The organism is Comamonas sp. C24C (assembly GCF_053345995.1).
Genome location: NZ_JBKFBC010000007.1, coordinates 22,275 through 29,205 on the forward strand (window position 1 = coordinate 22,275; position 6,931 = coordinate 29,205).

The 6,931-nt window shown below is 62.4% G+C and carries 7 protein-coding genes; all 7 read left to right on the forward strand.

Annotated features, from left to right (window positions below):
- Nucleotides 1–67: 67 nt before the first annotated feature.
- The 7 genes from ACLBXN_RS13960 (at nt 68) to ACLBXN_RS13990 (ending at nt 6,889) form a co-directional block, all read left to right on the forward strand.
- A complete protein-coding gene (locus ACLBXN_RS13960) occupies nt 68–1,465 on the forward strand; it encodes an MFS transporter (RefSeq protein ID WP_447612511.1) in 1,398 nt (465 codons plus the stop codon).
- Between the two features lie 39 nt (nt 1,466–1,504).
- Entirely contained in the window at nt 1,505–2,533 is a 1,029-nt protein-coding gene (locus ACLBXN_RS13965; RefSeq protein WP_003054189.1) for an amidohydrolase family protein, read from the forward strand.
- Nucleotides 2,534–2,666: 133 nt separating this feature from the next.
- On the forward strand, nt 2,667–3,350 hold the full coding sequence (gene ligK / locus ACLBXN_RS13970) for a 4-carboxy-4-hydroxy-2-oxoadipate aldolase/oxaloacetate decarboxylase (protein WP_003067555.1): 684 nt from the start codon (nt 2,667–2,669) through the stop codon (nt 3,348–3,350).
- Between the two features lie 168 nt (nt 3,351–3,518).
- Entirely contained in the window at nt 3,519–4,436 is a 918-nt protein-coding gene (locus ACLBXN_RS13975; protein WP_003067557.1) for an amidohydrolase family protein, read from the forward strand.
- An 82-nt stretch (nt 4,437–4,518) separates the two neighbouring features.
- A complete protein-coding gene (gene ligA / locus ACLBXN_RS13980) occupies nt 4,519–4,968 on the forward strand; it encodes a protocatechuate 4,5-dioxygenase subunit alpha (RefSeq protein ID WP_211456601.1) in 450 nt (149 codons plus the stop codon).
- Between the two features lie 3 nt (nt 4,969–4,971).
- The gene (locus tag ACLBXN_RS13985; RefSeq protein ID WP_003054198.1) at nt 4,972–5,841 is read left to right on the forward strand and encodes a class III extradiol dioxygenase subunit beta; all 870 of its coding nucleotides are present in this window, start codon (nt 4,972–4,974) and stop codon (nt 5,839–5,841) included.
- An 88-nt stretch (nt 5,842–5,929) separates the two neighbouring features.
- Nucleotides 5,930–6,889 carry a Gfo/Idh/MocA family oxidoreductase gene (locus ACLBXN_RS13990; protein WP_447612512.1) on the forward strand — a complete coding sequence of 320 codons (960 nt, stop codon included), beginning with the start codon at nt 5,930–5,932 and terminating at the stop codon, nt 6,887–6,889.
- The last annotated feature ends 42 nt before the right edge of the window (nt 6,890–6,931 follow it).

Consider the following 6,931-nt stretch of genomic DNA (forward strand, 5'->3'; position numbering starts at 1 on the left):
GAGGCTTTGGCGCCAGCCGCGAGACAGGAGATAGAGGCGACAAAGAGAGGCAACTGAGATTCCAACTATGACTTCGCAAACTAGCAAACAGAACACCGACCCGACGGTCGTCAACGTGCAGACCGTGCTCAACGAGAGCCCGTTTTCGGGCTTTCAGTGGGGGATTTTCTTCCTCTGCTTCTTGATTGTTCTGCTCGACGGTTTTGATACCGCCGCCATCGGCTTCATCGCGCCTTCGCTGCTTGGCGAATGGGGCATCGACAAATCCCATCTGGGTCCGGTGCTGAGCGCTGCCCTGTTCGGCCTGGCGTTCGGCGCGCTGGGCGCGGGTCCGCTGGCAGACCGCGTGGGTCGCAAGACCGTGCTGATCATCGCCGCGGTGGTGATGGGCGGTGCATCGATTGCTTCCGGCCTGGTGCATGACCTGCAAGGCCTGACCATCTGGCGCTTCATCACCGGCCTGGGTCTTGGCGCCGCCATGCCCAACGCCATCACGCTGATGAACGAATACTGCCCTGACAGCAAGCGTTCCTTCATTACCAACTGCATGTTCTGCGGCTTCCCCATTGGCTCGGCCTTCGGTGGCTTTATCGCAGCCTGGATGATTCCGCATTTCGGCTGGCGCAGCCTGCTGATCGTGGGCGGCGTGGTGCCCCTGATCCTGGCCGTGCTGATGATCGTGATGCTGCCCGAGTCGGTGCGTTTCATGGTGCTCAAGAACTACTCGGCCGACCGTGTACGCAAGGTGATGGTGCGTATCGCCGCAGGCACGCGCAATGCCGCGCGCTTCGTTCTGAACGACGGCGGCGAGGCTGCCGCCCAGGCACAGCAAGGCCCCCAGGGCCTGCGTCTGGTGTTCTCGCAGAAATATCTGGTCGGCACGCTGGCCCTGTGGGTGACATATTTCATGGGCCTGGTGATCGTCTACGGCCTGGTCAACTGGATGCCTGTGCTGTTCAAGGAAGCGGGCGTGCCCGCCAGCCAGGCTGCCGTGATTGCCGCGCTGTTCCAGCTCGGCGGCGTGGGCGCGATCTTCGTCGGTCTGCTGATGGACCGCTGGAATGCCAATCTGATCATCGCGACGGGATACTTCCTGACCAGCCTGGGCGTGGCCTTCATCGGCCAGGTGCTCGGCGGCGGCGTGGGCATGCTGGTGGCTTCGGTCTTCATTGCCGGTTTGCTGATGAATGCGGCACAGTCGTCCATGCAGGCGCTGGCTGCCGAGTACTACCCCACGGAATGCCGCGCCAGCGGTGTGTCCTGGATGCTGGGCATTGGCCGCTTTGGCGGCATTGCAGGCTCCTTCCTGGTGGCCGAGCTGTCGCGCCGTCACCTGGAGCTGCCGCAGGTCTTCATGGTGGTTGCCATTCCTGGCGTCATCGCTGCGCTGGCGCTGCTGGTCAAGAACCGCTATGCCGGCGGCGCACCGCGCACCTCCATGCTGGGCCTGGGCGGCGCGCACTGAACTTTTTGATAGACGAATTATTTTGAACGGAGCTTGAAGATGATCATTGACGTACACGGTCACTACACCACGGCGCCAGCGGCCCTGGGCGCATGGCGCGATCTGCAGATCGCCGGCCTCAAGGACCCGAGCAAGACCCCGTCGGTGGCCGATCTAAAGATCAGCGACGATGAAATCCGCGAGACCATCGAAACCAACCAGCTGCGCCTGATGAAGGAGCGTGGTTCCGATCTGACCATCTTCAGCCCCCGTGCCTCGTTCATGGCGCACCACATCGGTGACTTCCAGACCTCCAGCACCTGGGCCGCCATCTGCAACGAGCTTTGCTTCCGCGTCAGCGAGCTGTTCCCCGACCACTTCATTCCCGCCGCCATGCTGCCCCAGTCGCCCGGCGTGGACCCTGCAACCTGCATCCCAGAGCTGGTCAAGTGCGTTGAGCAGTACGGCAACGTGGGCCTGAACCTGAACCCCGATCCCTCGGGTGGCCACTGGACTTCGCCCCCGCTGTCCGACAAGAGCTGGTATCCCATCTACGAAAAGATGGTGGAGTACGACATCCCTGCGATGATCCACGTCTCCACCAGCTGCAACAGCTGCTTCCACACCACGGGCAGCCACTATCTGAATGCCGACACCACGGCCTTCATGCAGTGCCTGACTTCGGATCTGTTCAAGGACTTCCCGACCCTGAAGTTCCTGATTCCCCATGGCGGCGGTGCCGTGCCTTACCACTGGGGCCGTTTCCGCGGTCTGGCGCAGGAGATGAAGAAGCCGCTGCTGGAAGAGCATCTGCTCAACAACATCTACTTCGACACCTGCGTCTATCACCAGCCCGGCATCAACCTGCTGACGGAAGTGATTCCGACCAAGAACATTCTGTTCGCCAGCGAAATGATCGGCGCCGTGCGCGGCATCGATCCGCAGACCGGTCACTACTACGACGACACCAAGCGCTACATCGAAGCCACGCAGAACCTGACGGCTGATGAAAAGCACGCCGTCTACGAAGGCAATGCCCGCCGCGTGTTCACGCGCCTGGACAAGGCGCTGAAGGCCAAGGGTCTGTAACTTCACAAAAAAGAGAGCTGCCATCGCACGGTATGAAACGTTTTCAATACGAAAACCATTCAAGTCTGATGATTTACAAGCGATAGCAGCTCACTTTTTTGATTCAATAACGTCAAAGCAAAGAGGTATTTCCATGTACGAACTGGGAGTTGTCTATCGCAATATCCAGCGCGCCGACCGCGCTGCTGCTGACGGCCTGGCCGCCCTGGGCTCCGCCACCGTGCACGAGGCCATGGGCCGCGTCGGTCTGCTCAAGCCCTATATGCGCCCCATCTATGCCGGCAAGCAGGTCTCGGGCACGGCAGTCACCGTGCTGCTGCAGCCCGGCGACAATTGGATGATGCATGTGGCGGCCGAGCAGATTCAGCCCGGCGACATCGTGGTCGCTGCCGTCACCGCCGAGTGCACCGACGGCTACTTCGGCGACCTGCTGGCCACCAGCTTCCAGGCGCGCGGCGCACGCGCGCTGATCATCGATGCCGGCGTGCGCGACGTGAAGACGCTGCAGGAGATGGACTTCCCGGTCTGGAGCAAGGCCATCTCTTCCAAGGGCACGATCAAGGCCACCCTGGGCTCGGTCAACATCCCCATCGTCTGCGCCGGCATGCTGGTCACGCCCGGTGACGTGATCGTGGCCGACGACGACGGCGTGGTCTGCGTGCCCGCCGCGCGTGCCGTGGAAGTGCTGGCTGCTGCCCAGAAGCGCGAAAGCTTCGAGGGCGAAAAGCGCGCCAAGCTGGCCTCGGGCGTCCTGGGCCTGGATATGTACAAGATGCGCGAGCCCCTGGAAAAGGCCGGCCTGAAATATATTGACTAACACCCCCTGAGTCGCTTCGCCTAGGCGGCCCCGCGCCTTCCCCCTCTCTCGCTTTGCGGAGGGGGACGATGCCCTCGCTGCGAGGCGGCTCTTGCTTGGCATCTCTGAGTTGTGCGGCGCCAGTATTGGCGGCTATGGCCCACTCACAGACTATCGAGGAAAAGACAAATGAGCCAATTTGAAAAGACCCCCGGCTGGCTGGACTGGTACGCCAACCCCAGCAAGCCCCAGTTCAAGCTGCCTGCCGGCGCTGTGGATGCGCACTGCCACGTGTTCGGCCCCGGCAACGAGTTCCCCTTCGCCCCCGAGCGCAAGTACACCCCCTGCGATGCCAGCAAGGCCCAGCTGTATGCGCTGCGCGACCATCTGGGTTTTGCACGCAATGTGGTGGTGCAGGCCACCTGCCACGGTGCGGACAACCGCGCCATGGTCGATGCCTGTAAGTCCTCGGGCGGCAAGGCCCGTGGCGTGGCCACGGTCAAGCGCTCCATCAGCGATGCCGAGCTGCAGGAGCTGCACGACGCCGGCGTGCGCGGCGTGCGCTTCAACTTCGTCAAGCGTCTGGTGGACTTCACGCCCAAGGACGAGCTGATGGAGATCGCGGGCCGTATCGCCAAGCTGGGCTGGCATGTGGTGATCTATTTCGAAGCAGTGGACCTGCCCGAGCTGTGGGACTTCTTCACCGCGCTGCCCACCACCGTGGTGGTCGACCACATGGGCCGCCCCGACGTCACCAAGGGCGTGGACAGCGAAGAGTTCGCCCTGTTCCTGAAGTTCATGCGCGAGCACCAGAACGTGTGGAGCAAGGTGTCCTGCCCCGAGCGTCTGTCCGTCACCGGCCCCAAGGCCCTTCATGGTGAGCAGAACGCCTACCAGGACGTGGTGCCTTTCGCGCGCCGCGTGGTCGAGGAATTCCCCGATCGCGTGCTCTGGGGCACGGACTGGCCGCACCCCAACCTGAAGGACCACATGCCCGACGACGGCCTGCTGGTGGACTTCATTCCCCATATCGCTCCTACCGCGCAGCTGCAGCAAAAGCTGCTGGTGGACAACCCCATGCGTCTGTACTGGCCCGAAGAGGTCTGACGGAGTTCCGGCGACACATACACCCGGAAACAGGCCGCAGCCTTGTCGCATGGGCTGCGCCATCCGTAAACAAGGAGAATTTATGGCTTTGGAAAAACCGTATCTGGACGTGCCCGGCACCATCATTTTCGATGCCGAGCAGTCCCGCAGGGGCTACTGGCTCAACCAGTTCTGCATGAGCCTGATGAAGGCCGAGAACCGCGATCGCTTCCGCGCCAACGAGCGTGCATATCTCGACGAGTGGGCGATGACCGAGGAGCAGAAGCAGGCCGTGCTGGCGCGCGATCTGAACTGGTGCATGCGCACCGGCGGCAATATCTACTTCCTGGCCAAGATCGGCGCCACCGACGGCAAGAGCTTCCAGCAGATGGCCGGCTCCATGACCGGCATGACCGAAGAAGAGTATCGCGCCATGATGATGGGCGGCGGCCGCTCTGCCGAAGGCAATCGCTATGTGGGTGAGGACGGCGATGCGCAGGCACACCATCAGCCCCAGGGCAGCGCAGGCAACCAGAACAAGGAAGGCAACTAAGACATGGCACGCATCACCGCATCCGTTTTCACCTCGCACGTGCCTGCCATCGGCGCCGCCATGGACATGGGCAAGACCCAGGAAGCCTACTGGGCGCCCCTGTTCAAGGGTTATGACTTCTCCCGCCAGTGGATGAAGGACAACAAGCCCGACGTGATCTTCCTGGTCTACAACGACCACGCCACGGCCTTCAGCCTGGACTGCATTCCCACCTTCGCCATCGGCACGGCTGCGGAATTCCAGCCCGCCGACGAAGGCTGGGGCCCGCGCCCCGTGCCCAAGGTGGTCGGCCATCCCGATCTGGCCAGCCACATTGCCCAATCCGTGATTCAGCAGGACTTCGACCTGACCATCGTCAACAAGATGGACGTGGACCACGGCCTCACGGTGCCGCTGTCGCTGATGTGCGGCGAGCAGGACCCCAAGACCGGCTCCTGGCCTTGCCCGGTGATCCCCTTCGCCGTGAACGTGGTGCAGTATCCTGTGCCCACCGGCCAGCGCTGCTTCAACCTGGGTCGCGCCATCCGCAAGGCCGTGGAGAGCTACGACCAGGACATCAACGTGCATATCTGGGGCACGGGCGGCATGAGCCATCAGTTGCAGGGTGCGCGTGCTGGTCTGATCAACAAGGAATGGGACAACCAGTTCCTGGACCTGCTGGTCGAGAACCCGCACGGACTGGCGCAGATGCCGCATATCGACTATGTGCGCGAAGCCGGCTCGGAAGGCATCGAGCTGGTGATGTGGCTGATTGCACGCGGCGCCATGTCCGATGTGGACGGCCCCGCACCGCTGCCCAAGGTGGCGCACCGCTTCTACCATGTGCCCGCATCGAACACCGCAGTGGGCCATCTGATCCTCGAGAATCAGTAAACGTCTCACCACGTTCGCTGCTTCGCGTATTCACTGCCCCCTGTGGGGGGCTTCGCCTCCCTGAGGCGGCTCTACGGAGATCCCAATCATGAGCAAGACCATCAAAGTAGCGCTGGCTGGCGCAGGTGCCTTCGGCATCAAGCACCTGGACGGCATCAAGAACATCGACGGCGTGGAAGTCGTCTCCCTGGTCGGTCGTCGCTTTGACCAGACCAAGGAAGTGGCCGACAAGTACGGTATCGCACATGTGGCAACCGATCTGGCCGAAAGCCTGGCGCTGCCCGAAGTCGATGCCGTGATCCTGTGCACGCCCACGCAGATGCACGCCGAGCAGGCTATCGCCTGTATGAAGGCCGGCAAGCACGTACAGGTGGAGATTCCTCTGGCCGATGCCCTGAAGGACGCCCAGGAAGTGGCTGAGCTGCAAAAGCAGACCGGTCTGGTGGCCATGGTGGGCCATACCCGCCGCTTCAATCCCAGCCACCAGTGGGTGCACAAGAAGATCGAGGCCGGCGAGTTCAACATCCAGCAGATGGATGTGCAAACCTACTTCTTCCGCCGCACCAATATGAATGCGCTGGGCCAGGCCCGCAGCTGGACCGACCATCTGCTGTGGCACCATGCTGCCCACACAGTGGACCTGTTCGCCTACCAGGCCGGTAGCCCCATCGTCAAGGCCAACGCCGTGCAAGGCCCGATCCACAAGGATCTGGGCATCGCCATGGACATGAGCATCCAGCTCAAGGCCGCCAACGGCGCGATCTGCACGCTGAGCCTGTCGTTCAACAATGACGGCCCTCTGGGCACCTTCTTCCGCTACATCGGCGACACCGGCACCTATCTGGCCCGCTACGACGATCTGTACACCGGCAAGGACGAGAAGATCGACGTGTCCCAGGTCGACGTGTCCATGAACGGCATTGAGCTGCAGGACCGCGAATTCTTCGCCGCCATCCGCGAAGGCCGCGAACCCAACTCCAGCGTGCAGCAGGTCTTCAACTGCTACAAGGTCCTGCACGACCTGGAGCAGCAACTGAGCGCGGATTGATCAGCACGGACTGGTCGCCTGGCGCATCTCCGCACGAAAGCC